The organism is Pseudomonadota bacterium, assembly GCA_008501635.1.
Lineage (GTDB): Bacteria > Pseudomonadota > Gammaproteobacteria > QQUJ01 > QQUJ01 > QQUJ01.
On the sequence record QQUJ01000016.1, the window covers coordinates 104,188 to 129,813 of the forward strand.

A 25,626-nucleotide genomic window follows, 5' to 3' on the forward strand; every position below is an offset into this window, starting at 1 on the left:
ACTACATCTGCAGCGTGTGGCCCTTGATCATGTCCGGTGTGACGTAGCCGAGACTGCCCGACATCATGTAGTCGAGCTGGATCTTGAAGACCCGCGCCGCGGCCTTGTCCTTGTTGGCCCATGCAAACCAGCGCGGCACCGCGAGTGCAGTGAACTTCTCCACGTCTTCCTGACCGAGACGCGTCACGATGGTGCCGGCCTCCTCGAACTTCTTCCACGACTCCTGATCGGCTTTCTGGATCCTGGCGTGATGCAGATCGGAATAGACATGAACCTCCATCTCGACGAACTGTTTCATCTGCGGCGAAAGCGCGTTCCAGGATTTCATACCAACCGTCAGATCCATCAAGTCCACCGGCTGATAGAGCGACATGAATCCCGGCGGCCCCATGGAGATGAACTTGGTCACCTGATGGAAGCCGAGGGCGTAGTTGATCGCTGGCCCCACGTAATCGGCGACATCGATCGTCCCCTTCTCCAGCGCGGGAAAGATCTCGCTGCCGGGCAGCAGCGTGGTTTTGGCGCCCGCCGCCTGGAAGACCTCCGCCACCATACCGCCCGGTAAGCGCATCTTGCGCCCGCGGAAATCCTCAATGGAGCGTATCGGCACCTTGGAGTGGATGATATTCGGACCATGATGAATCGGGCCCACGTAATACAGCCCCTGCTGCGCAAACAGATCGCGCGCCAACTCCAGGCCACCGAGTGCATAGTAGAAGACATCCCACTCGTGGGGATTGCGCGGTCCCAATGGGTAGGAGCTGAGGAACACCGCCGCCGGCATTCTCCCCGCCCAGTACAGCGTGAAGGGATTCATGGCATCGAGCACACCGTTTTTCACCGCATCGAAGAGCTGAAAGTCACCGACGACATCCTTGGCACCAAACGGCGTGAAAGCCAATTCGCCACCGGTCTTTTCCTTGATGCTATTGCACCACTCCTTGAAGACGTCCAACCCGATACCCCCGGGCCACGAGGTTTGAATTTTCCAGTTTGTGGTCTGCGCAGCCGCCGCGTTACGGACGTAAGGTGCTCCGAGGATGGCCGCACCACCCACCGCCGCCCCTTTTATGAACTTGCGCCGCCCTGCCGCCGTTGTGTCTAAAGCATCGCTATCGCTGACTTCGGATTTATGCGTTGTCATTCCAACTCTCCTCCTCGGTTTGTACCTGATCACTCAGTTTTATTTTGGGGGCGCAGCCCGCGTGGGTTGATGCGCGCACGCGGCTGTCGCACAGCCTGTTGCCGCTCTCCTCATCGGGAAGGATCGGTCATACCGCCTGATATCCCTCCCCGACACTGACTCTGCCGACGGTTTACTGAGCTTAGTCAAGGGTTGTATTTTCACAATGAAATGCAGTTTTCACGATATGAAATTGGTGAATTTCTTATTTTGATAGAGAGAGTTATGGACATCCACAGAATACGGAATTGGTCATTACCGGGAAGGAATACAGCTGAACGGCACGCCTGGCGGCGATCGATTACGGTCAGACCAGTTGGGAGAACTACGCTGCGTACGCGACGACCGGGGGTGTTTCAGCGGCCTTCATTGGCCACGCCATGGGGCACATGTCCGGTCGCCACATGCTGGGCAGCGGAATCGCAATGCAGCTCTTGATCATCGAAGAAGATATCGGCACCGAATGCCTTGAGAAATGCGCCTTTCTCGAGCCCACCCAGGAAGATGGCCTCGTCGATACGGATGTTCCAGGCACGCAGGGTGCGGATGACCCGCTCGTGGGCCGGAGCCGAACGCGCGGTGACCAGTGCAGTGCGGATGGGTGAGCGCTCGGCGCCAAAATCCTTTTGAATCTGGTGGAGTGCCGCGAGAAATCCCTGGAAGGGCCCGCCCGGCAAGGGCCGCTTCGCCGACTCCACCTCCGAAGTCTGGAAGGCGTCCAATCCCCTGGATTTGTAGACTCGTTCGGCTTCGTCGGAAAACAGCACCGCATCGCCATCGAAGGCAATACGCAATTCGTCGCTGGGATTGCTCCCCTTCATCGAAGGCAGAATGGTTGCGGCCGCGTAGCCGGCCTCGAGCGCCGCCCGCACGTCCTCGGCATGGGAGGAGAGAAAAAGATGCGCTCCGAAGGGCGCTACATACCGGTAGGGGGAGGCGCCGCCGCTGAACACCGCGCGACTGATCGTCAGTCGGTGATGGTGAATCGAATTGAACACCCGCAGACCGGTATCGGCGCTGTTGCGCGACATCAGCACGATCTCGACCCGTTCGCGACCCGCCTCGTTCAAAGCGAGCAATTTGCGAACCATGCCGAAGGCAACGCCGGGATCGAGGATGTCCTCCTCGTGTTCGATCTGATAGCGGCAATAGGCCTCGATCCCCTGCTCGTCAAAGACCCGGTGACTCTCCTCCAGATCGAAGAGCGCCCGTGAAGAGATGGCGACCACAAGTTTTCCGTCGAAGGTCATCGGCATACGGAGAGTATAAGGGTTTTGGCTGCGCGCTATCGGTTTGCACCTTTGTGCTGTTACCGATCGGCCACGGGGCATTCGGAAGGCCGGTCGGCACGACACGGCAAGACTCCCTGGTCCGCGGCCAATCGGATCTCGACCCGCTCCTTACCCTTGCCGGGGTTCCGGCGTTTCAGTTCGATCGCACCCAATTCACCGGTTCTGCGCAGATGCGTGCCGCCGCAAGGCACCCGCGCAAACCCGGGCACCTCCCAATAACGTCGTTCACCGGCTTCGTCACTGTAGGCGCTGACGATCTTGGAGTCGGCAGCGACTATCGCGCGCACGCGCTGATCGATCTCGGGAAACAGTGTCGAGATATTGCCCGCCCATTCGAAATCGATCCGTGCCTTGTCCTCAGCGATGTGCGCACCGATCTTGGTCGGAAAATCGAGCATCGTATAGACCAGCTCCAGCACCAGTTCCGCGGCAAAATGCAGGCGCATCAGACGGTAGCGCCGCTCCCAATCGATCTCCACCGTCACCCGCTGTCCCGGTTGCAGCCCATGCCCCTCGGCGAGCCGATAATAGATCTCCGAACCCTGGTTGCGCGCCTCTATCACAGGGTATCCGCCGAGAGTGCCCGAGTCGCTCTCCTGGCCACCGGAGAGGGCATAGAAAATGGTCTGTGCCAGGGTGACCTCGTTTCCAACGACGGTCTCAACCCGCGTATCCAGGCGAGTTTGATAGGGATCCTGCCAAAAAAGCTTCTGCGTCATTGCCGTACTCGAATACCCGGTTTTCCAGATGCTGTTTTGTTGACGTTTACGTCAACGTTACCTATAGTCGATAGCCAGAGACCCGGTCCGACCCCTGCCCGTCTTCCACAGAATCACAATGAAGGAAGCTCCCATGAAATATACCTTACCCGATTTCCTTGCCCACTCCATCGCCATGGAGGATGAGGCCGCCGAACGTTACCTGGAACTGGCGGACATGATGGAGGCGCACAACAACCTGGAGGTGGCCACCGTATTCCGTGACATGTGCCGCTTCTCGCAATTGCATCGTGACTCGATCAGGGAGCGCGCGGGCTCCACGGAACTGCCCAAACCCCACTCGTGGCAGTTTCGTTGGTCGGCGCCGCCCGAGGTCTGCGATGAAGATGCCTTCGACTACACTTTGACGCCGTACCAGGCCCTGCAATATGCCCGCGAGAACGAGCAGCGCGCCATGGAATTCTACCGTTCCGTCACGGGCAATACCGACGATGCCGAGGTGAAACGGCTCTCCAGCGAGTTTGCCGAAGAGGAGCAGGAACACACCGAGGCGCTCGACAAATGGCTGGAGAAGACTCCACCCGACTGAGTCTCGCGCTCAGGCGAACACTACCCGCTCAAATGGCGGTGCTGCTTGACGAGCAGCATCGCCCCCCATGCCAACGCCAGCACCATCAGCACCATCCCGAGACCGTTCGCCACCCCGCCCAGGATGCGGTCGTAATCGAGCAGCCCCAGGCGCCCCAGGATATTTTCCCAGTCGTGGATTCCCAGGCGATCCGCTCCGGTTCCACCGCCCAACATGGGCAGCCGCAGCGCCCGGGCGTCAGCAATGTAGGGTGAAAGATCCGCGAGACTCTGACCCGTCCACCACATCCCGACACTGGCTCCGAAAGGATCGCTGCGTTTGAACAGAAACGCCCCGCAGACCAGAAGGGGCACGAGCAGTTGCATCAGCGATCCGCCTGTCACCACCATGAAATCGCCCAGCACGGAAAAAATCACATGCCCCGCCTCGTGGAACACCAAATCAATACGGTGCAGGAATGCTACAGCGCCCGGCATTGTACCCTCAACCACGTCCTCGTAGCTTGTCGTCACTGTCGCCAGCCCCAAGCCCGCAAGCAATAGCCAGATCAATACCCTCCCCGACCATTCCTTGCGACCATCGTCGCGCGGCGTGAGGACTGCCACCGCAAGTCGCGAGCATGCTGTGACCCAAGGACGCGTCACTCTCTGCGACGACTGGAAATGCGCCGATCGATAGCGCTGCTTCAGCCACTTGTCGTAACGCAATCCACAAGCGGGACAGACGTTGGTCGACCTGGACTCCTGCGCGCGGCATGAATGACCACATTTCGGACAGGTTTGATACATTGCGAAAAACCGTATTACCAGGTCCTGCGCGTATAGCGTCGCACCAGCAGCGCGCCAATGAACACAACGACGCCAGCGGTGGTATGGAGCACCTGCGAACTGATGGAGTGATCGTTCATTGCCCGATTGGAGAACGACTCACAGTTGTTGGAGATCAGATTGTAGGCACCGTCACCACCGACCATCAGCTCGTCCAGCGCACGCTGCGCCACCGCGATATCGGAGAACCTGCCCCGATTGGGTTGAACGGTGACCGCACCGTAGCGCGAATAGGCGGCGACGAATCGATCATAGGTGGTCAAACGATACCCCGCCTCGCGCGTGCTCTCGGCCACATAGGTCTGCCCGTCGGCGGTGCTGCGCCCCAGCACAATACCATGGTGCTTGGGTCCGAGGCGCCCCAATCGCGTCAGGGCACCGACGATACGGCATCCGGTGGTATCGATCTGCTCAAATTCCATCGTCTGTTCCCGTGTCTGCAACGCAGATCATGATAATCCTTGCCAGGCTGGAAGTTTTGTTTCGCTTCCCGTAATTATCTCGCTACCATCGGGATCGTCAAAACAAGGGTCAAACCAGCGACGCCATAAATCCGCAACAGACAACACGCGCCACTTAAGACCTTGATCGATTGACAACAAGAAAGCCTGCCATGAGAGACGTCCTGTTCATAGTCAACCCGAGAGCGGCATCAGGACGCGCCTCGCGTGTCTGGGAGGATCTTCGCAACCGCGTGCGAAGCCTGCGCACGGCCATGGTTGTGCAGTGCGAAGAGCGGGGAACCGCGGCGAAGGCGATCATCGATGCACTGACGCCGCAGATTCGCCGCGTCGTCACCGTGGGCGGCGACGGCACGCTGAACCACGCACTCAACCTGATGTTGGCCGATGCGCCAGACATTGAGCGCAGTTTGGGACTCATTCCCGTCGGCACCGGCTCTGATCTGGCTCGCGGCCTGGGGCTTGAGACGCGCCCGATGCAGGCATTGGAGCAGGCGCTCGAAGCGTTGCCATCACGCATGGATGCCCTGCGGCTCCACGCAGCCGGGCAGCACCGCTACCTCATCAATGTTGCCTCGCTTGGGCTCTCCGCCCCCGTGGCAGCGCGGGTCAATGCGCTACCCAAGCGCAATACCGCGACCTACCTCACTGCCGCCCTGCGCGTTCTGCTGAGCTACCAACCGCAATGGGCGCGCATCCATCTTGATGGCAAGTTCTGGTGCCAGGGTCGCTTCTATATCGTAGTGGTCGCCAATGGCAGCTGTTTCGCCAAAGGGATGCGCATTGCGCCCAAGGCCGATCCCCACGACGGGCTGGCCGACGTGGTAGCTATCGAAGCCGCGTCAAAACCACTGGTGCTGGCGTGGTTGCCGAGCGTCTATCTGGGCAGGCATTTGGCCGCACCCTTCGTCCACTGGGCACGTGCCAAGACGATCGACATCGACACCGGCTCTGAGCAACCGGCGTTTGAAGGTGACGGTGAGGTGTCGCTGCCGGCGCCCGGAAGCCTGACCGTGGAACAGGGCGCGGTGTTGTTCAGCGGATTGACCAACAGCTGATCGGTTTCACAGTCCAGCGTTACCCCGTCATTGCCTGCCCGCGACATCCTGAAGCGCGGCTTTGATCGCATCCGGTGCCTTTGAGATCTTCATGAAGGTGCCCATCGTCAGATCGGGAAAACTCTGTGCAATGCGGAATTTGCCGTGCAACGCGTAAACCTTTCCACCACTCACCAACATCTCATAGGGGAGATGCGGAGTATGCTTCAGAGGCGCGATATCGGTCGTTGCCATAACCGCCTGGTCGGAACCCTCGCCCGCGGACAAAGCCACTCCGAACAAGGTCTCGTCTTTGCCCGGCAGATCGATGCGATACACCTTCTGAGTGCCGCTTCTTCCTGCTGCCAAGCCGCTTTCCACTGCCTGAACGGCGCTGTCGTAGCCATCGTACTCGGCAAGGGCCAACTGATCGGTGAAGTACGGCATGAAGATCATGTAATGGTAGCTTTTGAGATCAAATTCGGGGGCACCGTATTCAGAACCGAACTCCTGCATCCTGCCCAATGCGCCTGCCATTGACGCGGTAACGCCCGCCAAAGAATCCGCCATCCGGTAAACGATCGCCATGTATTCTGGATTGGTGTAGGCGATCTGCACGCCCTCATCGGTTCTGGTCACACCCACGCGCAACGCAGCTCCGTACCCGCCGAGTTCGGATCGGGTCGCCGTCTGCTTCAACGCCTCATTGGTGACTACCAGCGAATGCGCGCCGGGATAGGGGCTGTATTCCCCCACGATCGTCATACCGCCCTGTTTCAACGCGACGCGTGTCTGCTCGAGGATATCGGCGAAGTCGCCAGTCGCTTGTTTTGCCAATACATAAGGCTTGTAGAATCGGGTCTCCGCCTGTGAATTTCCGACCAGAATCAATCCCGTGACGAGAACTGCAAGTAGCGAGAAGTAACGTCTGAAGTGGTACATGCTCAAATCCAATACATGTGACTAAGGCCAGATGGAACTAGTAACACGCAGCCATGGAGCGCAACCAATAAGGAGTCTTGATTCCGCCATAGAGAAAGAGTTATGGAACTGCAAAGAGTCTCCAGGGGCTCGTTGATTACCGCTGAGATAATCAACTGTCGATTGACGCTTGCCTCCACGTTCTGCATCGATCTCAAGCGAATACGCTTTCGTTCAATCGACATACACTCATCGTTGAAACGCTCGGCCAACCCGCCGATCCTCTCCGAGGGTGCAAGAATTCTCGCTGGCGCGATCTCCTGACGAGCGAAGGCGATTGCATCAAAGCGCCGGGTAGTCTCTACGGAGACTACCCGGCGCCCAAACCAGCCGCGACACGTCAACGGTTTGTCTTGCCCTGCTCGGCCCTTCGCGTCCTCAATTGCTTCATTGCAATCTGGAGGCTGACCACTATGCGCTGAAAAGCCTGTATCAACTTTCCGATTTCATCTTTTCGTTCGGTATCCCCAATCACAATGTCGAAATCACCGAGGCTGATCTTTTCCATTTGCTGAGTCAGTTTTCGGATTGGATCAACAATACGGTTGGAGAAGAAAACGGAGAAATACACAGCAATCGCGAGCGTGACGACGATACCGACGAGGAAAGTGGTTTGCAGTGAATAGAGACTGTGAAAGGCCTCTTTGGCCTCGATTTCCGCAACAAGTATCCAAGGGTATTTCTCATGCTTGAGGTACAGGTCGATCACTTCGACGCCTTCCGCATTGGTTCTCAGATCGGAAGAGAATCCCTTCGCCCGCGCTTCGGCGATACCCGGCGTACCCAGCGGCGCCTGCTTATCGATATCCTTATAGACAATCGGCACGCCATCCGCCGTTGTCAGGAACACTTTACCGGTATCACCGAGCTTAAAGTTCTCAGTAAGAATTTTGGTTTCATGCGGTATTTGCAACTCAAAACCAATAACCGCGCGCACAGTACCATCGGGTTGTTTCACCGGATAAAACAGCATTTGGTGACTGTGATCCGACTCAATCCAACTGGAATAGTCCGAGACACTGGTCGTACCATTCAATAATGTTTCGGTTACCCAAGCGTTGCGCGAGGTGTCTTCATTAAGATGGGAGGAAGGAGATCCTTTGACTTTCTCACCGTGATTGGGACTGACAACAATTTTTCTGGTGCGGTCAATCAAAAAGATATGATGGTACTTTCCCCAATGCGCCTCCTGAAAACTGTAGAGCAGGTTGTCAACCTGCTTTCTCACTTCCTCGAATCGTTCCGCTTCCACCGAATTCAGACTCCGGTTTGAGCTCGCGATGAACTCCTGCATGACATCGGAGTTCGCCATCGCCTGTCCGATGGTCTCTGTGGCATCAATATAGTTTTCCAGCGCGTCCTCTTTTGACTTCACGATCGTCAACAGGTATTCCTGGATCGATTTGGTAAATATATCCGTGGTTTGAAAATAACTGATTCCTCCCAGCGTTATCAGCGGGATCAAGGCCATCACATGCAACACAATCGATAGTTTCGTTTTAATCGAAGTCATCATTTCCCCCAGGCATTTCGCCTTAATTCACAATCTCCATAGAACCGATTTTCAGCCACGCCTTATGCGCTCCAACGCCAGATCACGAAAGGTACCGGCATAAGCGCTGTCCGGGATCTGCATGGCCACGGCGTCGACAAGCTCTTCAAGATTTTCACTGCTTTCGATCGCCTGTTCGATGATCAGATCGGCCATCGGTCCGATGTGTTTTACCGCCAGCTCAATCAGCACCTCTCGTACCAGTTCTTCTTTGAAATCTCCGAATGGTGTGCCTTTATCAGCCACCGGCTTGGTAGGAAGAACTGACCCCCCATCCTGGCGCACCACAGGCGTACCCGCTTCTATACGGTCGGCCAGTTCCTTGGCCGGCATGAGTTCCTTGCGGATTTCTCCCTTTGCCGCGACAAAGCCAAATCTCAGGGATTGAGATTGAGCGAGGAGTTGTATCGCTTCCCCAACATCTTTTCGCCGGGCGATGGTCTGAGTCAGTCGTCCTTCATAAAACCTCAACACAACCGACCGCTGCGCCTCGGTGACGATGGATAGAACCCCGGATTCACGATCGGCAACAATCTTTCGAATCTGATCGACCAAATGCTGCTTCGATACGAACTGTGTAGTCACGCGATCAAGCATCCCATCTCAGAATAGAACGATAGTCTTACGTTGTTGCGCACACGGCTACCATGGAAACGACAGTGGGCAATGCCATGCAGTTGACTACCCCCGGCACCGGAGCGCGTCTGCCCGCAGCGTTTCCCGAACCAAGGTCCCTGACCTGGTCCGTACAGACAGCAAATATTCCAGCGATTGCTGCCATTTTACAATTGAGGGGGGCACTGTTAGAAAATCAAACGGCCGCGAGGCCGAGCTACCCGGTGTTCTTGCTCTTTTTTCCGGGACCCTGTTGGCATAAATGCCATGTTGCAGACTGAGAGTCTAACAGTATTTATTTATTAACCGATTAGCGACTCTAATGTTCTTCAACGTCAAGCAGACAATCTTTCAGTCCCATTCTCCAACCATCCGCCACGAGAACCGGTTTTTATCACCACGCTGGGCAGTCGGCGAAAACGGACCTGTTGAAGACGCCGCCCTACCTGACACAATGTCAGTTCTGACAGCGTTTTGTAGCTCACTCGCCTCGATCGAACCCTGCGACCGGGCGCCGCCTCCTGCTACGCGGTGCGCGTAGCGAGCTGCTTTCATGCGCCTGCCGGCGGCGCGTACTTCGCAAATACCTCCGCCTCGGTCAGGTTTCTGGTTTCATTGGCGAAACTGTAATAGTCCGGTTTTCTGTCAACAAACACCTGATGGTCGAAGACGATACCGGCGCACTCTTCAAACAGCCCCACCGGCACGAAGTACTGCTGTGTTTCCTTAAGACGATAAAACAGATGGCTGCCACATTTCCTGCAGAACCCGCGTTCAGCCCAGGTAGATGAACCATAAATGGAGATGCTCTCTTCCCCGTCAAAGGAGACATCGCTACCGCAATCCACCGCAAGCAATGGACCACCCGTCCAGCGCCGACACATACCGCAGTGGCAGGCCCCCACATGCGGGCTCATTTCCGCTGCCATGATTTTGATGGCACCGCACAGGCAGTGCCCCTGATTTCCCCTGGTTTCAGCCATACCACTATCTCCCTCGCGCTGTACTCCCTACATCTGCGGGACTTTGCCTGGATCGAAATCCGCCACGTTGGTCGCGAAAGACCAGTCGTAGCCGTCGGGGTCCTGGACACTGCACATCCGGTCACCCCAAAACATTTCCTGAGGCTCCATGATGGGTTGCGCCCCCGCAGCGAGCGCCTGTCTGAAAAGCGCGTCCACATCATCGCAATAGAGGTATGGACCGATGGGACACTCAATGCCGGAACTGGCGGGTGTCTTTTTGGTCGCGCCCATGGCGCCTTCGACACCCATCATCAGATAGGCATCCCGGTAGCTCATTTCAGCGTGGACGATCTTGCCACTGCTGTCGCACAGAGGCTGGGAGCCAGGCTGAAAACCAAACGCGTGTTGATAGAAGTCCAGCGATTTTTCAGGATCGCGGACGGTGATATACGGGGTCAGCCAAGGCATATTGGCCGGTTTTGCAGCGCGCTTTGACATCATGCACCTCCGTGAGCATTGTGCGGGACTTGATCTTTGGGTATCCGTGCGAATTGCCGCCAACCGCTAGCGTCGCATGCTAAAGCTAGCCCGTCTTTTCGATTTCCTCAACCGCTTGGAATGTGTTGAATATTTCATCCATCTGTCTGCTGAGTTTATGGAAGGCGTTCAGCACCCGGGGGTCGAAATCGCTGGGATCGATCCTGTCATCGCCCCGGGAGATGATCTCCACGGCACGTTCGTGGCTGAACGCCGGTTTGTAAATGCGCTTCTGACGCAGGGCATCGTAGACGCCAGCCAATGCAACGATGCGTGCGCTGAGCGGAATCGCCTCTCCCTGCAACCACCTGCGCACCGCCCGGTTGGCATACAGGGGCAGGCCATCACGATCGAGCTTGATCACCAGATCGGGATTGGCGTCGGGAAACGCGGCACGCAACGCCGCACGGTTGATCCCGGCAAGATGGCGCCCGATACCCGTCACCAGCCACGGCACGAGAAAAGGGATCAGAACCTGAACCACGCCATAGCCCGGCTGAATCCGAATCGCCAGCCAATGCGACGCAAAATAACTGCCGGCACCGGCAAACCATTGATTCATGATATTGAAACCGTGGATAGCGATACCAACCAGCAATGCCGCCAACCACGGACGCGTGAAGACCCGCCGCAACCCTCGTTCAATGCGTGTGGAGTTCCGTTGCAGGTGGCTGTCCATCGGCCGGCCCCTTCCTGATTGAGAACCTGACTCACAATCCCCGCGTGAGGGATTGCGAGACGGGTTCCAGTGCATCTTGCTAAACAAGATCCACCGAACGGGCGAAACCGTACAGATAGTTATCGGATCAGGATGGCTTCAGTAGCCCGGCTCAGGCAACGAAATCAAAGGGATGCAACGGCAAGGCCGCGGGTTCGCGCCATTTGTGTTCGTTGCGCGACCAGCCCCAACCGCCGAGCGCCGCGCCGCATGCTGCGACATAGTGGTCGGTGGGTGCGCTTTGCGCGCTGACACCGGCGAGGCCCTGCCCCTCCAGCCACGCGAGCAGTTCTCCGCGGACGCCCGCGTCGCGTTTCATCACCATCAGCGCCTCGGGCGGGGCGCCGCGCAGCATCATCGCGGCCGCGGGATGCACCTCGGCCACCCGCGCCTTCTCCCGTCCCACTTCCACGATCCCGCGCGCCACGCCCATGCCGCGCAGGGTGAGATAGGCCATGCGCGTCATGGTCGGCGTCATCACCGATCCCGATGCGAGACCGTGTCGGGTCAGCAGTTTGCGCAGCGCTTTGTCCCCCGGACGATCGCCGCCGCCGGGATTGTAGGAGAGCGGTGCATCGATGCCCACCACAAAAGCATCATCGGCCGCGTAGCGCGCGATCAGCCTGAAGATCTCCGCATCGCCCACGCCGTTGCACACCTCCTCCAGCGCCAGTTCGCGCGCATCGCCGCGCAGCACCACCACCACGGTGTCCGCGACGTTGGTGGGGCCGGAGAGATCGATACCGATAACGACTGGCATAATGGGTTCCGTTGCGGGTTACGGCCTGTCAACGCCGCTTCAGGCTCAGGGTTCGAAGGGCCACTCGCGCCACCCGCCCAACAGCGGAAAGTAGAGCCCGAGGCGAATGGGGCGCTGCTCGCGCGCAGCGAGCAGCCGCGCATAGCGTTCGAGCTGCGGGCGATAGCGCATCTGTTCGGTGTCGAGAAATCCCTCGCGATCCTGCCCCAAGTGGGTGCCGGTCTTGTAGTCGATGATCCAGCGGGTACCCTTTTCGTCGATAAAGCTACGATCCAGCACCACATGCACCACCTGGTCGCGATCGACACCTGCCAGCGGCCATTCGACGACTGCCTCGCTGTGGTGTCCATCGAGTATCCACCGACCGCGCTCATCGGCCAGACAACGCGACAGTGCCTCACTGACGCTGGCCCCCGCCTGCGCACGTTCATCGCGCGCCACACCCTGTCGCGCCAACTCGCGAGTGATCATCCTGCCAAGCCCCGCGATGCGCGCTGCCGGCCATGCCTCCAGACCGTCACGCCCGATGCGCTGCAGATAGTGGTGAACGACCACACCGACGCAGCGCACCGTGTCCCCCGCCCATTCAAACTCGACATCGCCCTCCTCCGTGGCAATCGGCACAGGAAACACGGCGATGCCGGTCGCAGGCGGGGGCGACGGGCACTGCCATGCCAACGCCAGGCGCCGCAGCGGCTGATCGCCATTCACCGCCGCAGCGGACGGCAGGGCGGCGGCGCCCGCTCCGGCATCGAGCCGCGCCTGAAAGATCTGCCGTACCGCCGGCCACAATTGTTCCAGCAGTGATCCGGCCTCAGGCCGCCCCAGTTGCACCTCACCCCCGTTCTCGCGCAGCGGGCAGTGCCCCAGCAGGTGCAAGCGCTCGCGGGCGCGGGTCCCGGCCACGTAGAGTAACCGGGCATCCTCGTTACGGGCCCGCTCGCCATCGAGCCGCTTCAGTGTGCGTGAGATGGCATCGGGCTCTTCGTGGCGCGCGCGTATCGGTGCCAACAGCAGATCGTCCTGTGCGTTGTCCCGCGCTACCTCCAGCCACCGCATCAGCGGTTCCGTACCCGCGTTGGGACGGCGCCCAAGCCCGGGCACAATCACCGTGTCGAACTCCAGACCCTTGGCCTTGTGGATGGTCATCACCTGCAGGCCAGCGTTGGCCTGGCTATCCGGGGCGGCGAAGAGCTGCTCCACGCGTTCGGCCAGCGCTACCAATCCGGGGAGATCAGCGCCCACCTCCAGCGCCTCCAGCAAATCCAGATAAGCCTCTGCATCCGCCAGGTCGCTGGGCGCAGCGACGGTCGCCGGTCCGCCGAGCACCAGCCAGACACCCTCCACCCAGCGCCGCAACGGGCGGCTGCGACGTTCGGCCAACGCCGGTGCTACGGCCGTGCAAAGACGCGCCAACCGCTGCCGACCCTCGTCGCTGAGGTCCGCCCGCACCTCGCTATCGTTGATGCGCTGCCACAGTATCGAGCGTGGATTCTCACCCGCCACCCGTGTGAGATCCGCCAACGTCAGGCCGCACCAGGGGGCACGCAGCAGCGCCAGCCAGGCGATGCGATCAGCGGGGTGCAGCAGCGCGTGGGTCAGCGAGAGCAGATCGCGCACCACCGGCCGTTCGCCCAGCTTTTCGATCTCCACCGCCTGATAACGCAACCCCGCCTGGCGCAGCGTCGGCAGGATGAGCGCCAGATGGGTACGGCTGCGGACCAGAATCGCCAACGTGCCTTCGGGGCGCTGGGCACGTGTTTCGGCGACGAGCTCGACGACGCGCGCCGCCTCGGCACCGGGATCGCGCCCCAACTGCGCATGAACCTGCACTGCCTGATCTCCCTGGGGTTTTCGAAACGCCTGCGCCGGGCTGTAGGTCACGCCACCGCGCAACAGATCTTCCTGCGCCGGAAAGAGCTGGGGGAAGACTTCGTTGGCCCACGCCACCACGCCGGCCTGGGAGCGGAAATTGACGCTGAGCGTGAGCGGTTCGAGACGCACGCCGGCCAGCCCCGCCTGGCGCGCGCGCAGATAGAGCCCGACCTCCGCTTCGCGAAAACGGTAGATCGATTGCATCGGATCGCCGACCACGAACAGTGTCCGCCCGTCGTCGCGCTCCCAGCCGGCGGTCAGGCGCGCCAGCAGATCGTACTGGCGCAGCGAGGTGTCCTGGAACTCATCCACCAGGATGTGGCGGATGCGGTAATCGAGCGCCAGGGCGAGATCGGTCGGCGCCTCCGATTCACCCAGGGCCCGGGTAGCGGCCATGGCGAGTTGCGCGAAGTCGATGCTGCCCTGCTCCTGAAACACCAGATCAAGCTGCGCCACGGCCATCGGCAGCAGGGTCAGCAGCGCATCGAGCGCTGCCCACTGGCGCGGGTCATAGCGGGGCGGCGGCAGTTCGCGCACCTGGTGCAGCAGTTCGGCCAGGGCGGCATCATCGCGCAGCCCTTCGAGCGCCGCCTTGAAACGCGCCTTGAAATTCTGGCGCCGCGTCTTCTCCTCCCCCCTGGCGCCGCTCGGGGCCGGAAATCCGATCGCTTCGTTGGCCTGAGCCCGCCAGCTGCCGTCCCGGGTCAGCACCAGTTCGGCAAGCCCCTGCCAGAGGGGAAGTCGATCGGCCAGCGCTTCCGGCCAGCCCCCCGCTTCGCTCCAGGCGCGGATGGGCGAGTCGCGGCCTGTGGCCGCCAATTGGCCGCTGGCGTAGCGGGCCAGCCCCAGCAGTTCATCGCTATGGCGAGCGGGCAGCCGCTCCGCGAAAGAGCCGATACGCTCCTCGACAATGTGGCTCAACGCGGCCTCCAACGCCGCGCGCTGCACCGACGCGCTGTTGCGATCGGCCACCAGGCGCAGCCAGTGATCGCGGCGCGCCAGCATGTCGGCGAGCAGACTCTCCAGATAGGGGAAGTCGTTATCCAGGTGGCGGGCCAGCTGCGCCACGGCCCCACCCCACGGCTCCCCCGAATCGAGCAGCGCCAAGGTCGCCCGTGCCGCCTCCCGATAGAGATCCTGCGCCTGCTCGACGATGGCGGGCGGTGCGCCGAAACCGGCCGCCAGCGGCAGCTGGCGGGTCAGCTCGGCGCAGAAGGAGTCGATGGTCTGCATCCGCAATCGCCCCGGGTGCGCCTCCAACTCCCAGCCCTGAGCCGCGTCGCGCGCCAGCGCCGCCTGCGCCAACTGCCAGGTGCGGTGTGCGTGCGGGTCGGCCGGTTCGGGATCACGGGCCCGATGCAGTGCCGCCAGCACGCGTTCGCGCATCTCGCCCGCGGCCTTGCGGGTGAAGGTGATGGCGAGGATCTCCTCGGGGCGCTCGACGGTTGCCAGCAGCGCCAGGTAACGCTGAATCAGCAGCCCGGTCTTGCCGGAGCCGGCCGGCGCCTGGACGATGAACGAAGCGTCGGGGGCCAATGCCCGATCGCGCTGTGCCTGATCGGCCACGTCGGGCCGTTCACTCATCGGTCTCACCCCCGTCCAGCGCCTCGGCCTCGACCCCGGTGACGATGCGACACAGCCCGGGCAGCTCGCAGTAGCGACAGGTCTGCAACCCGCGTTTGGGATCGACACGCGCATCGCCGGCGCGGAAGGCCTCGGCGAGTGTCGTCAGTGTTGCTGTCCATTCGGCCAGCAATTGCCCCCAGGTCCACTCCGGGCTGAGCCCGCGCGGCCGCATCTCCAGTTGCGGCAGCAAATCGTCTTCGCTGGCCAGGCCACGGAACCGCGACTGGCCGGCGCGCACCTCGGCGTAGGCCAGCGCTGCGGGAACCGCACCGTCGGAGACCGCATAGAGCGGTAGCTGCGGTTCGTCGGGGCGTGCGCCGAACCAGCGCTGCACCGAGGTCTGGCCGCTCTTGTAGTCGATGATGACGTGGCGGCCGTCGCCGAGTCGGTCAATACGATCGATGCGTGCCTGAATCTGCAGCCCACCGAGGGTGATCTCGCGTTTTTCCTCCGGCGCAATGACAGCAAAGGGTGCGCGTTGCGCCTCCAGTTCCAACCAGCTCGTCAACAGATCGGTCAGCCGGGCGCGCTCGATGGCGGTAAAACGCTCGGTGAAGGTAGCCGGACGCAAGCGCGCCTCCTCCGCCAGCGCCTTGTCCACGGCAGCCCCGGCCTGTTCGTGCCGCTGCTTCTCATCAAGCTTGGCGAGGGTCTGACTGTCTCCCAATCGCGCCCAGAGCGCCTCCAACGCGGCATGGAGCAGTGAGCCGCGGGTGGCCGCATCCAACCCCGGATGCGGGGCGCCCAGCGGCTCTGCACCCAGCCGAAAGCGGGCAAAGGCACGGAAGGGGCAGGCGGCCTGCTCGCGGAACAGCGCCGCACCGCCACGCACCCGCTCGCCCGCGGGCAACGCCGGGGCCCGCGGGTCATCCAAGGTCTCGAGGCTGGCACTTTGCTGGATGAGCCGGGCGTAGGACAGCTCCCCGTCCCCGCCGGACCCCTGGGTATCGGCGACGGGTAGCGAGGCAATCAGTGGGCTGGGACGCAGCTGTCGATCAGCCTCCTGCATCGGCCAACTGACGGTTACGGCGGGCGCGGCCGCCAGCAGACGTTGCGTAAGACGTCGCGCGAAGAGCAGCTCACGCTCGGCGGAGCTGTGGGGCATTGCACAACGGCGCTGCATCGACATGGGTAAAAACGGATTGGGCCGCGGCGTCGGCGGCCACACCTCATCGTGCAGCCCGAGCAACCATAGGTGATCGAACCGCAGGCCCGCCGCCTCCAACAGTCCCAGCACCTGGATCGGCAGATCCGCGGAGCGCGGCTGGAACAGCGTTTCCGCCGCGATCTGGCGCAACCGCCCCAGCGCCTGCTGCAGGGTGAGCGGCGTACCGAGCTCATCCAGCGTGGCAAGCTGGCCCAGCACGCCGCGCCAGGCCTCGACGGTCTGAAACTCCGCGCTGTCCAGAGCCCGCCCCTGGGGCCATCCGCCGCGGCGCAGCAATTCAGCGCAGTCCCGCGACCAGGCCGCGGGACTCTGACGGGCGGGCAGCTCGCGACAATGGATCCACCAGGCTTCGAGCTGCGCGGCGAGCAGCGGGCAGGCGTGGCGCTCGTCGCGGGCATGAAACAACAGCGTGGTGACGCGGTAGCGCGGCTCGCCAATCTCGCGCAGCCGTGCATCGAGCCGCGCGCGCGGCCCCGATTCGCTGTCGCCCCCCATCAGATAGGGCGAGCGCAGCAGCACACCGATCCGTTCGGTATCGAGACCCTCGCGGGTCGCGCCCCATTCGAGCAGGGTCAGCGCATCCTCCACCACCGAGTACTCAGCGAGACGCCGCCCCAGGCTGATGTTGAAGAGGGACGCTTCGCCACTCCCAGGCAGCACCGCGGCTGGCGTCAGACAATCCTGCAAAGTTCTTGCTATGGGCTCGCGCAGCGCGGCGAGATCGGGAACGACAATACCGATACGTGCCTGCGGTTCATCGCTGTGCAGGGTTCGCGCCCACCGGGCGGCGTGACGCAGTTCATCGGTGGTGTCGCGACAGGCGATGCGTCGGGCAACAATCGGGGTCTCTGCCGAGGTCTCTTCGATGACGGGGCAGCCGCGCTCCGCGCCGGCATCGAGCAGGCGCCGCTGGATCGGTGCCAACTCATCAAAGCCGGTCAACATCAGGGTCGTGGGCAGCGGCCACTCGTGGCTGCGCTTCAGCAACGCCGCTGCCAGGCCCGCCCGATCCAGCCAGCCACCCTCCCGGCACAAGTGCTGGAATCGTTGCGCCCAGCCGACAAAGGCGCGCACCTCGTCGCTCATCAGATCACCACTCGCCGGCAGGTGCTGCTGATAGCTGTTCAGCAGCTGCCACGCCTCCTGGGCGCGCCGCGCGGCCGGTGCCGGCTGGAGCAGTCGTTCGCCCAGCGGCGACTCCCGGATGACCCTCTCCCAAAGCAGCCGTTCCTGCAACGCGGTGAGCAGCAGCGGCGCAGCCTCGTCCACCAGGGTCACTTCGCCCCACAGGCGCTGCAGCCACGCCTCCCAGGGCAGGATATCGGGGCTTTCCCACACGCAGTTTGCCACCCGCTGTTGCCGATCGTGGCTGGCACGCAGCTGCGCCGCCTGACGCTGATTGGCGGTGAGCAGGGTGGTGCCGGGTGTGAGTTGTCGGAGCAGGCGATCCATGCAGCAAGTCGCGATAGCAGGGCAGCGCGTAGTATTGCATAGAACCTTTTAAGACAGCGCCCCGCCCGGGACAGCGGCGATTACTCTCGCCAAGGCGCCAAGCGCGCAACCAACACCACCCCGATCATGACGTGCTGCACGACTTCACGAAAAAAACCTTGGTGCATGATCAACACGATGGTGGATACCGTTGGCATTTTGACGGAAGATTGGGCGCCGTTACGCAAGCGATCTGGAAAGGTTCCGATGAGTCAGCAGAAAAAGCCGGTATTCAGCATGGAGATGGACGTGCGCTGGGGCGACATGGACGCCATGGGCCATGTCAACAACACCGTCTACTTTCGCTACATGGAGCAGGCACGGGTGAGCTGGCTGGAGTCGCTGCACGGCAGTATCACCGACCTGACCACCGGACCCGTCATCGTCAACGCCCGTTGCACCTTTCTTGTCCCCATCCTCTACCCCGAGCGTATCGTCGTGGAGGTCGCCTGCGGTCCCCCGGGCCGCAGCAGCTTCGACACCTATTACGAAATCCGCCCCGCCGGCAAACCGGAGCCGCTCTATGCCGAGGGCCAATCAAAGGTGGTGTGGATCGGACATGCAGCCGGGCGCTCGGTCCCGGTCCCCGATGCCATCCGTGCACTGATCGAGACCTGATTCGGCGATTGATACGGTGATGGAACACCCCGCCCTCGCGTTGACGCTGGTAGCACCCGACAAACCGGCTGACGAACCGGCCAACGACCAGTCCGCCTAGCGCGTCGGGCAGATATAAACCCCGAAGACCTGACGCCCGTCGCTCGGCTCCGATTCGGCCGACACCACGTTGCCGCCCATCTTGCCCCCCTCGTTGCGGGCCAGGGTAATCAATTCCAACTTAACCTTTTGCGCGCCTCGCGCAATGCCACCCACGGTATGGGCCGTCGTTACGGTCACCTTGCCTTTGCGTTCACAGTTGACCACATCAGCCTGAGGAAAAACCTGCACATCGCTGCCGCTGGAGTCCAGCGGCACCCAGGTGCAGCCGTTAAGCAGGGCGCTGAAACCCATGCCCGCAATGACCAACTTAGTCTTTTTCATGATCGTCACCATTCCCTTCCTGCCTGTGGTTCGTTCCACCTGTCACCTACCGCCTTCGGGTTCGCTGCACAATTCCGGGGATAGATCCGCTACGAGGCTTCGAGTTCCTCCAGCCGCTGCGCCATGGCAGCGGTATCCCGACGCCGGGTGCGTAGCGCATAGTACAGGGCTCCCGGCACCAGCAACAGATTGATAACCCCGAAGCCGAGCCACCAGCGGCCTTCGATTCCATCGGCCATCACCGGACGCGGCGCCGGAACAGAGATGGGCGCCGGCTCGCTGACAGCCACCGGTTCGGGTTCAGGTGGCGGTGGCGGCGATACCTCCGGCTCAACGACCGCATCGACGGACACGGGCGGCAGGTGGATCAGGAGACCGCGCCCGTCTGCGGAGATCCCCGCAACCGCCACCTGCGCCTGGTAGGCACCGGGCTGTGCAGGTGCGAACAGCAGCGACTGGCTACCCCCGACCGGCAGGCGTGTCTCCGATCCGTGACGCGCGGCACCCGGTCCGGTCCAGAGCACCGTCAGGCCAAGCTCATCAGAAGCGAAATCGGCGCTGCTCGCCTGCAGGGTGATACGCCCCGCCTTGCCGACCCAGGAGGGACCCTCCCAGCGTGCGCTGAACGGACTCGGCGCCAGCGTCACCAGACGACGCGCGCTACGATGGAAGGTCGGCCCCTCGGCGACGAAGAGTATGCTGGAAAGCCCGGTCCGCCCGGCAAAACGCCCGTTCCCCTGAAAGTTGCCCGGATCGTCCGTGGGCTGCAGCGGCCAAAAGCTGGTTGCATCCTGTTCATGCTCGATCACTGCCTGCGTCTTCAGCAGCTGCAGAACGCCTGTGTCTTCAATAGGGGTCTCGCCGTCGACGAGTCGCGCCCGCAGTGTGAGCTCTTCCCCGGCGAAAAGAGTGTCCGGCAGCGCCTCGGGAAGCAGCTGCAAACGGCTGATTATGAAGACCCGGTTGTCCGGGTGCGGCTCGGTGAGTATCTGCCAGCGGCCCTCCTGAGGGTCGGGTACCGTGATCACCGCATACGGATTCTCCTCGAACCAGCGCACCGCCCTGGGGCGCGAATCACGGGTCATCTCGGACCCCGCCGGGTCGCGCAGGGCGACCCGTCCGCCGTCGTTGCGGAACACCACGATATTCAGTTCATCGATCGCGGCGTCCACCTCAAAGCCTCCTTCGACAATGGGCAGCGTATTTACCTCGGTACTCTGCTCGAGGATGTTCATGAAAATCCGGTGCAGATCGTCGGCACGACGCGCGGTCTGGTGCAGCCCGCCCGTCTCGCGTGCCAGCGTCTCCAAGAGCTCCTGATCCGCATTGTCTGAGAGCCCCACCGGATAGAGGGTTACGCCGGCAGCAATCAGAGCAGGCAGGCGCACGCCAAGAATCTGCGCGCGCGCCCTGCCGTTGAGCTCGGGGTTCTTATCGATATCGACATGCCCGTCGGTAAGCAGAATGAGACTGCGCCGCTGTCCCTCCGCCGGCCCTTCCCAGCCGCGCGTCGCTCGCTGCAGGGCTTGCCCGATGTCGGTGAACAAGGCGACGGAGCTGATCTTCGCCGCCTCGATGCGTGCCAGATCTTTCCATTTTTTTGTCACCTCCCCATGCGCGACGAGCATGTTGACCCATTGCCCGAAGGTCCAGACTCCGGCCTCGGTGTCCGGGGGCAGCAGTTCGCTCAGCAGCCGCAACGCCGGAACCCGCAGGTTCAGCGGGTCAGTCTGCTTCATGCTGCCGGAGATATCGATGACCACCCGCAGATCGTGAGCGGCTGCTGCGGTCGCCTCGGCAAGTGGCAGGCAAAGCACCGCGGCCAGCAGCAACCTGGCCGCAAACCTGGCGCAAACAGGGTGGTTTTGACCATGTCGAATCATGAGGGTGAGGGCTCCGCTTCGCTATCCTCCTGCGCTCCCTTGCCGGTCTCCGCCACGGGCTCCGCCATGCCCAACTGATCACGGAGAATGAAATTGAGGTTCTTCTCTTGCTCCAACGCCTTGCGCAGCGCCGCCATCTCCTGTGACTGTTCTTCCGCTGCATGCTCCAGAGTCTTGATGGTAGCGGTGAGTTCCTTGACCTCACGAGGGGCTTCGGACGATTCCGGTGCCGCCGGTCCCGCCGCCAAACGTTCCCGCAGCGCGGCGACCTCCTGTTCCAGTTTCTTGGCACGGGCATGGGTGTCTTCGAGATCCATTTCCAGGGTTTTGATGCAGGTTTCCGATTCCCGCAGCATGCGCTCCAGCGCCATCAACTCGGGCGGCAGCTCCTCGCTGTCCGCACTCCCGGCAGCTTGACCCGGCTGGGCCATCTTGTACTTGAGCTTGGTCACCAGTTCATGCTGGCCGGCGAGGGCGTTGCGCAGAGTCTTCATCTCCGCCTCGCTTTTCTGCAGACTTTCCGCCAGCGCCTTGCGCGACAGTTCGCCCACCTCGCTCCCGGGCGCTGCGGTCATCGCTTTCGATCCCGACCCCAGTCCGTCACGTCGTGAAGCAAGCCACTCCGCCACGGTCCTGGCCGCGGGGATTGCGGCCATCTGCTCAGCGACTTCGTCGAGAAGCCTTTGATACAGTGCCTGCATCTCGCTGAGTTCCCGCTCCAGTTTTCTGCGCTGTGCACGCTCCTCCTGCAGTTGCTCCTCCAGGCTGCTCAGCTGCTCGTTTGACGTATCCTCAGGTTCCGGCTCAGGGACCGCCTCGATCAGCGCCTCATCGCCAGCTTCGCTCCTGTCCGACAGGTAGGTGGGTGCCAACAACTCGTTCAGCACTCCCTGCATTTCCGCCCACGTCGCCTCTGGGTCCAACTGCTCGCGAGTCGCCTGAAACTCCTTGCTGAGCGTTTGCATCACCACAGCCATCAGGAGCTTCTGGAGCTGTTCGGGATTGCTCACCTGCTGTGGGGGCTTCTGGTCGTAGGCATAATCGCGTCGATAGCGCGCCTGCAGCCATTTGGCCGTGTCACGCAGATGCGCCAGGCCCTGCTCGCCGGGCGCTTTTGAGGACGACGGCATCCTGTTCCTGAGTTTATCGATCAACTCGGATTGCTTGTCGACCAGCAGGGCGAGCAGATTCTTACGGTGGACGATGATGAACAACGCCGCGGCAACAACGATCAGGAACGCTACGAGCAACTGATTGACTATCGACAGTAGCGGTGGAGCGGCATCCATGGGCGGTTCCCGGCAACGGACGTTACGAACCTAGCGGAGCACATGAGGCGGGAGTCCCAGGCGGAACCGCTCCGCCCACTGCCGCCCGACAGACCCTGTAGAAAGGCCCTGCACATCCCTGTCAGGCATTCCAGCCAATGAGATTTACCTTTAATAGTACCTGTTAACTTAATGTTTTAAATATTTTTTACATGATATATCGATATCGCAACGGAACTTTTGACACCCCGAAAAGGTTATGCCGCCTGCACCTGCAGCGCCAAGGCACGGGCCAGACGTTCGATCCCGATGGCAATGCTCTTGTCATCCACACAAGAGAAGTTCAGCCGCAGGTCGTTGGTCCAGGTACGGCCGATGTAGAAGGGGTGTCCGGGCACGAACGCCACCTTGTCCCTGATCGCCTGCTCGAAAAGGTGCATCGACGATACCCCCTCCGGCAAGGTGACCCAGAGGAACATTCCGCCCTCGGGTCGCGTAGCGTGCACCCCGGCAGGAAAGTGGTTCTCGATGGCCTGTACCATGGCGTCACGCTGGCGGCCGTAGACCTCGGTGATGCGGGCGATGTGCGCATCCAGATCGTTGTCCTGCAGATACTGGTAGAGCACGCGCTGGGCGAAGAAATCCGTGTGCAGATCGGACGCCTGCTTGGCGATCACCAGCTTCTCCATCAAGCGGTCGGGGGCGACGATCCAGCCGATGCGAAACGCGGGCACGACAGTCTTGGAGAACGAGCCCAGCAGAAGGGTCTGTTCGGGCAGATAGTACGCGAACGAACGCTGGTGTTGCCCCGAGAAACGCAGCTCGCCGTAAGGGTCGTCCTGAACCAGAAAGGTGCGTTTACCCTTCAGCAACGCCGCCACTGCCTCGCGGTTGGCCTCGGAATAGGTGATACCCGCAGGGTTCTGAAAATTTGCCACGGTATAGAGCAGCCTGGGTTCCGCCGTCCGCAGCACATCCTGCAGCCTGTCGATGTTCATCCCCGCTTCATGCACCGGTACCGGTAGGAAGCGCGGACGGTAGAGCGAGAAGGCCTGAATGGCGCCCAGGTAGCCGGGCTCTTCCATGACCACTGGATCATGATCGTTGATCAGAGTCTTGCCCAGCAGGTCGAGCCCCTGCTGCGAACCGGTAGTGATGAGAATATTCTCGACCGCAATCTCCAGCCCCTGACGCTCGCGATAGCGCTGAGCGATCCATTCGCGGAGTGGCCGATAGCCTTCCGAATTGCTGTACTGCAGGACTTCGCCCCCCGCGGTGCGCAGTATGCGGTCTGCAGCCTCACGGATGGCATCGACCGGAAACAGTGTGCGGTTGGGCAACCCTCCGGCGAAGGAGATCACCGAAGGGTCGATGGCGATCTTCAGGATCTCGCGTATGAAAGATTGCGGCACATCGGCGATGCGGTCGGAAAAGAGCTGGTTCATCGGGCTTGCTCGGCACCTCGGTCGCTGGAGATGCGGTGGTGCGCCTCCACACGGTAATAGTCGGGGAATCGCGCCACTGCACGCAAGTACTCAAACCCGATCCCGGGAGAGCGATGTACCCATCTAACCTGGCGACGGGCCTCGCGGGCGCGCCGGAACGCCGCGTTCACGACAATGCTCAGAGCACGCCCTTGTCGTTCAAGTGCTTCCATTCCATCTCGCTGACACCCAATAGCTCTTCCAACACCTCCCGCGTGTGTTCGCCCACCAGCGGCGGTGCCCTGTCGTAGCGCACCGGAGTTTCCGAAAATTTGATGGGATTCGCCACCTGCGGCACCGCCCCTACGGTGGGATGAGTCATCGTCAGACGCATCCCCCGATGTTGCACCTGCGGGTGCTCGAATACCTGGGCCAGGTCGTTGATGGGGCCGCAGGGCACCTTGACCCGTTCGAGGGATTCGATCCAATCGGCCTGCGAGCGTTGGGCAATGACCTCATCCAGCAGCGGGATCAGTACTTCGCGATTGCGCACCCGCGCCGCGTTGGTGGCAAACCGTTCATCGCCGGCCAGATCGAGCCGTTGTGCCACTTCACAAAAACGGATGTATTGGGCATCGTTGCCGACGGTGAGCACGATGTGACCGTCACTCGCCCTGAAGGCCTGGTAGGGAACGATATTGGGATGCGCGTTGCCCATGCGTCGCGGCGCCTGACCGGAGACCAGGTAATTGAGCGCCTGATTGGCCAAGGTGGCCACTTGCACATCGAGCAGTGCCAGGTCCACGTGCTGGCCCTCACCGGTGTGTTCACGATGCGCCAGTGCCGCCAGCACCCCCACCGCGGCATAGAGTCCGGTCAGGACATCAGCTAGCGCGACCCCCACCTTGACAGGGCCACCACCGACGACATCATCCGACTCGCCGGTGATGCTCATGAGTCCGCCCATCGCCTGGATCAAGAAATCGTACCCGGCGCGAGGCGCATAGGGGCCATCCTGTCCAAATCCGGTGATGGAGCAGTAGATCAACCGCGGGTTGATCGCCTTCAGACTCTCGTAGTCAAGGCCGTACTGTTTCAATCCACCCACTTTGAAATTCTCCAGCACGATATCGCACTGCGCGGCCAAACGGCGTACCAACTCCTGGCCCTCGGCCTGCGTGAAATCGATGGCAACCGATTTCTTACCGCGGTTGCACGAGAGGAAGTAGCCCGCCGGGCCATTTTCATTGCCTGCCTCATCCCTGACGTAGGGCGGACCCCATGAGCGCGTATCGTCTCCCGCCCCAGGGCGCTCGATCTTGATCACCTCGGCACCCAGATCGGCGAGCAATTGGGAAGCCCATGGGCCCGCCAGAATACGGCTGAGATCGAGAACTCGGATGTGGGGAAGGGCGGCAGATTTACTCATGACATCCACAACTTTTCGTAGTACCGGTGCAGGAGCAGGTGATTTTAATGGAAATGATCGGCTGGCCGTGAAAAAGGTTGCGGAGTGAGGGCGCTACCCTTACGGTCCATCCGTATTTTCCTCTTCGCCGTCCGCTGATCGCCGCAAATCAACGACAACGAACCGCGGCAAAAGAGGATACACTA

Annotated in this window: 22 protein-coding genes; 3 read left to right on the forward strand and 19 right to left on the reverse strand. The window is 61.4% G+C overall.

Translation table 11 applies throughout. The features are described from left to right. Nucleotide 1: 1 nt before the first annotated feature. The 3 genes from DWQ09_08005 to DWQ09_08015 all read right to left on the reverse strand — a co-directional run bounded on the left by DWQ09_08005 (nucleotide 2) and on the right by DWQ09_08015 (nucleotide 3,194). A complete protein-coding gene (locus tag DWQ09_08005) occupies nucleotides 2–1,144 on the reverse strand; it encodes an ABC transporter substrate-binding protein (protein KAA3628605.1) in 1,143 nt (380 codons plus the stop codon). Between the two features lie 395 nt (nucleotides 1,145–1,539). Further along, complete coding sequence (locus DWQ09_08010; protein KAA3628606.1) at nucleotides 1,540–2,439, reverse strand: 5'-nucleotidase; 900 nt, start codon at nucleotides 2,437–2,439, stop codon at nucleotides 1,540–1,542. A gap of 53 nt (nucleotides 2,440–2,492) precedes the next feature. After that, nucleotides 2,493–3,194, reverse strand: coding sequence for an alanyl-tRNA editing protein (locus tag DWQ09_08015; protein ID KAA3628607.1), 702 nt, complete (start codon nucleotides 3,192–3,194; stop codon nucleotides 2,493–2,495). A 133-nt stretch (nucleotides 3,195–3,327) separates the two neighbouring features. Between DWQ09_08015 and DWQ09_08020 the strand changes: the two genes are divergently transcribed. Beyond that, a complete protein-coding gene (locus DWQ09_08020) occupies nucleotides 3,328–3,783 on the forward strand; it encodes a rubrerythrin (GenBank protein ID KAA3628608.1) in 456 nt (151 codons plus the stop codon). 20 nt (nucleotides 3,784–3,803) lie between these two features. Here DWQ09_08020 and DWQ09_08025 read toward each other — a convergent pair whose 3' ends face one another. Both DWQ09_08025 and DWQ09_08030 read right to left on the reverse strand, forming a co-directional pair. Further along, entirely contained in the window at nucleotides 3,804–4,259 is a 456-nt protein-coding gene (locus tag DWQ09_08025) for a hypothetical protein (protein KAA3628609.1), read from the reverse strand. A 326-nt stretch (nucleotides 4,260–4,585) separates the two neighbouring features. Then, the gene (locus DWQ09_08030; protein KAA3628610.1) at nucleotides 4,586–5,032 is read right to left on the reverse strand and encodes a hypothetical protein; all 447 of its coding nucleotides are present in this window, start codon (nucleotides 5,030–5,032) and stop codon (nucleotides 4,586–4,588) included. Nucleotides 5,033–5,223: 191 nt separating this feature from the next. Between DWQ09_08030 and DWQ09_08035 the strand changes: the two genes are divergently transcribed. Beyond that, nucleotides 5,224–6,129 (forward strand): hypothetical protein, encoded by a 906-nt coding sequence (locus tag DWQ09_08035; protein KAA3628611.1) that lies wholly within the window; start codon nucleotides 5,224–5,226, stop codon nucleotides 6,127–6,129. 27 nt (nucleotides 6,130–6,156) lie between these two features. On the opposite strand, the gene DWQ09_08040 is transcribed toward DWQ09_08035, so the two are convergent. From DWQ09_08040 to DWQ09_08080, 9 genes are all read right to left on the reverse strand, one after another. After that, nucleotides 6,157–7,050 (reverse strand): hypothetical protein, encoded by an 894-nt coding sequence (locus DWQ09_08040; GenBank protein KAA3628612.1) that lies wholly within the window; start codon nucleotides 7,048–7,050, stop codon nucleotides 6,157–6,159. Between the two features lie 379 nt (nucleotides 7,051–7,429). Next, complete coding sequence (locus DWQ09_08045) at nucleotides 7,430–8,605, reverse strand: HAMP domain-containing protein (protein KAA3628613.1); 1,176 nt, start codon at nucleotides 8,603–8,605, stop codon at nucleotides 7,430–7,432. 48 nt (nucleotides 8,606–8,653) lie between these two features. Then, nucleotides 8,654–9,238, reverse strand: coding sequence for a hypothetical protein (locus tag DWQ09_08050; protein ID KAA3628614.1), 585 nt, complete (start codon nucleotides 9,236–9,238; stop codon nucleotides 8,654–8,656). 569 nt (nucleotides 9,239–9,807) lie between these two features. Beyond that, nucleotides 9,808–10,239, reverse strand: coding sequence for a GFA family protein (locus DWQ09_08055; protein KAA3628615.1), 432 nt, complete (start codon nucleotides 10,237–10,239; stop codon nucleotides 9,808–9,810). A gap of 27 nt (nucleotides 10,240–10,266) precedes the next feature. Then, nucleotides 10,267–10,719, reverse strand: coding sequence for a VOC family protein (locus DWQ09_08060; protein KAA3628616.1), 453 nt, complete (start codon nucleotides 10,717–10,719; stop codon nucleotides 10,267–10,269). An 85-nt stretch (nucleotides 10,720–10,804) separates the two neighbouring features. Further along, on the reverse strand, nucleotides 10,805–11,437 hold the full coding sequence (locus DWQ09_08065) for a hypothetical protein (GenBank protein ID KAA3628617.1): 633 nt from the start codon (nucleotides 11,435–11,437) through the stop codon (nucleotides 10,805–10,807). A 151-nt stretch (nucleotides 11,438–11,588) separates the two neighbouring features. Beyond that, complete coding sequence (locus tag DWQ09_08070; GenBank protein ID KAA3628618.1) at nucleotides 11,589–12,236, reverse strand: DUF429 domain-containing protein; 648 nt, start codon at nucleotides 12,234–12,236, stop codon at nucleotides 11,589–11,591. Between the two features lie 45 nt (nucleotides 12,237–12,281). Then, nucleotides 12,282–15,695, reverse strand: a complete 3,414-nt coding sequence (locus tag DWQ09_08075; protein ID KAA3628619.1) for a DNA helicase UvrD — start codon at nucleotides 15,693–15,695, stop codon at nucleotides 12,282–12,284. Continuing rightward, nucleotides 15,688–18,357 carry a PD-(D/E)XK nuclease family protein gene (locus DWQ09_08080; GenBank protein ID KAA3628620.1) on the reverse strand — a complete coding sequence of 890 codons (2,670 nt, stop codon included), beginning with the start codon at nucleotides 18,355–18,357 and terminating at the stop codon, nucleotides 15,688–15,690. Before DWQ09_08080 ends, DWQ09_08075 begins: the two co-directional genes overlap by 8 nt. Before the next feature lie 177 nt (nucleotides 18,358–18,534). On the opposite strand from DWQ09_08080, the gene DWQ09_08085 reads away from it, so the two are divergent. Next, nucleotides 18,535–19,014, forward strand: a complete 480-nt coding sequence (locus DWQ09_08085; protein ID KAA3628639.1) for an acyl-CoA thioesterase — start codon at nucleotides 18,535–18,537, stop codon at nucleotides 19,012–19,014. Nucleotides 19,015–19,110: 96 nt separating this feature from the next. Here the strand turns inward: DWQ09_08085 and DWQ09_08090 are convergent, their stop codons facing one another. From DWQ09_08090 to DWQ09_08110, 5 genes are all read right to left on the reverse strand, one after another. Continuing rightward, nucleotides 19,111–19,449 (reverse strand): DUF4156 domain-containing protein, encoded by a 339-nt coding sequence (locus DWQ09_08090; GenBank protein KAA3628621.1) that lies wholly within the window; start codon nucleotides 19,447–19,449, stop codon nucleotides 19,111–19,113. A 77-nt stretch (nucleotides 19,450–19,526) separates the two neighbouring features. After that, the gene (locus DWQ09_08095; protein ID KAA3628622.1) at nucleotides 19,527–21,320 is read right to left on the reverse strand and encodes a VWA domain-containing protein; all 1,794 of its coding nucleotides are present in this window, start codon (nucleotides 21,318–21,320) and stop codon (nucleotides 19,527–19,529) included. Then, nucleotides 21,317–22,609, reverse strand: coding sequence for a hypothetical protein (locus DWQ09_08100; GenBank protein ID KAA3628623.1), 1,293 nt, complete (start codon nucleotides 22,607–22,609; stop codon nucleotides 21,317–21,319). Before DWQ09_08100 ends, DWQ09_08095 begins: the two co-directional genes overlap by 4 nt. Before the next feature lie 236 nt (nucleotides 22,610–22,845). Continuing rightward, entirely contained in the window at nucleotides 22,846–24,033 is a 1,188-nt protein-coding gene (locus tag DWQ09_08105) for a PLP-dependent aminotransferase family protein (GenBank protein KAA3628624.1), read from the reverse strand. A 178-nt stretch (nucleotides 24,034–24,211) separates the two neighbouring features. Further along, entirely contained in the window at nucleotides 24,212–25,441 is a 1,230-nt protein-coding gene (locus DWQ09_08110; GenBank protein KAA3628640.1) for a CoA transferase, read from the reverse strand. Nucleotides 25,442–25,626: the final 185 nt, after the last annotated feature.

Excerpts from the sequence above, each read along its gene's own strand:
- DWQ09_08035 (KAA3628611.1), top strand. The coding sequence starts at position 5,224 with ATGAGAGACGTCCTGTTCATAGTCAACCCGAGAGCGGCATCAGGACGC.
- DWQ09_08105 (KAA3628624.1), bottom strand. The coding sequence starts at position 24,033 with ATGAACCAGCTCTTTTCCGACCGCATCGCCGATGTGCCGCAATCTTTC.
- DWQ09_08070 (KAA3628618.1), bottom strand. The coding sequence starts at position 12,236 with ATGCCAGTCGTTATCGGTATCGATCTCTCCGGCCCCACCAACGTCGCG.
- DWQ09_08030 (KAA3628610.1), bottom strand. The coding sequence starts at position 5,032 with ATGGAATTTGAGCAGATCGATACCACCGGATGCCGTATCGTCGGTGCC.
- DWQ09_08110 (KAA3628640.1), bottom strand. The coding sequence starts at position 25,441 with ATGAGTAAATCTGCCGCCCTTCCCCACATCCGAGTTCTCGATCTCAGC.
- DWQ09_08100 (KAA3628623.1), bottom strand. The coding sequence starts at position 22,609 with ATGGATGCCGCTCCACCGCTACTGTCGATAGTCAATCAGTTGCTCGTA.
- DWQ09_08060 (KAA3628616.1), bottom strand. The coding sequence starts at position 10,719 with ATGTCAAAGCGCGCTGCAAAACCGGCCAATATGCCTTGGCTGACCCCG.
- DWQ09_08050 (KAA3628614.1), bottom strand. The coding sequence starts at position 9,238 with ATGCTTGATCGCGTGACTACACAGTTCGTATCGAAGCAGCATTTGGTC.
- DWQ09_08080 (KAA3628620.1), bottom strand. The coding sequence starts at position 18,357 with ATGGATCGCCTGCTCCGACAACTCACACCCGGCACCACCCTGCTCACC.
- DWQ09_08045 (KAA3628613.1), bottom strand. The coding sequence starts at position 8,605 with ATGATGACTTCGATTAAAACGAAACTATCGATTGTGTTGCATGTGATG.
- DWQ09_08020 (KAA3628608.1), top strand. The coding sequence starts at position 3,328 with ATGAAATATACCTTACCCGATTTCCTTGCCCACTCCATCGCCATGGAG.
- DWQ09_08040 (KAA3628612.1), bottom strand. The coding sequence starts at position 7,050 with ATGTACCACTTCAGACGTTACTTCTCGCTACTTGCAGTTCTCGTCACG.
- DWQ09_08085 (KAA3628639.1), top strand. The coding sequence starts at position 18,535 with ATGGTGGATACCGTTGGCATTTTGACGGAAGATTGGGCGCCGTTACGC.
- DWQ09_08025 (KAA3628609.1), bottom strand. The coding sequence starts at position 4,259 with ATGCCGGGCGCTGTAGCATTCCTGCACCGTATTGATTTGGTGTTCCAC.
- DWQ09_08055 (KAA3628615.1), bottom strand. The coding sequence starts at position 10,239 with ATGGCTGAAACCAGGGGAAATCAGGGGCACTGCCTGTGCGGTGCCATC.
- DWQ09_08010 (KAA3628606.1), bottom strand. The coding sequence starts at position 2,439 with ATGCCGATGACCTTCGACGGAAAACTTGTGGTCGCCATCTCTTCACGG.
- DWQ09_08090 (KAA3628621.1), bottom strand. The coding sequence starts at position 19,449 with ATGGTGACGATCATGAAAAAGACTAAGTTGGTCATTGCGGGCATGGGT.
- DWQ09_08005 (KAA3628605.1), bottom strand. The coding sequence starts at position 1,144 with ATGACAACGCATAAATCCGAAGTCAGCGATAGCGATGCTTTAGACACA.
- DWQ09_08095 (KAA3628622.1), bottom strand. The coding sequence starts at position 21,320 with ATGATTCGACATGGTCAAAACCACCCTGTTTGCGCCAGGTTTGCGGCC.
- DWQ09_08015 (KAA3628607.1), bottom strand. The coding sequence starts at position 3,194 with ATGACGCAGAAGCTTTTTTGGCAGGATCCCTATCAAACTCGCCTGGAT.
- DWQ09_08065 (KAA3628617.1), bottom strand. The coding sequence starts at position 11,437 with ATGGACAGCCACCTGCAACGGAACTCCACACGCATTGAACGAGGGTTG.
- DWQ09_08075 (KAA3628619.1), bottom strand. The coding sequence starts at position 15,695 with ATGAGTGAACGGCCCGACGTGGCCGATCAGGCACAGCGCGATCGGGCA.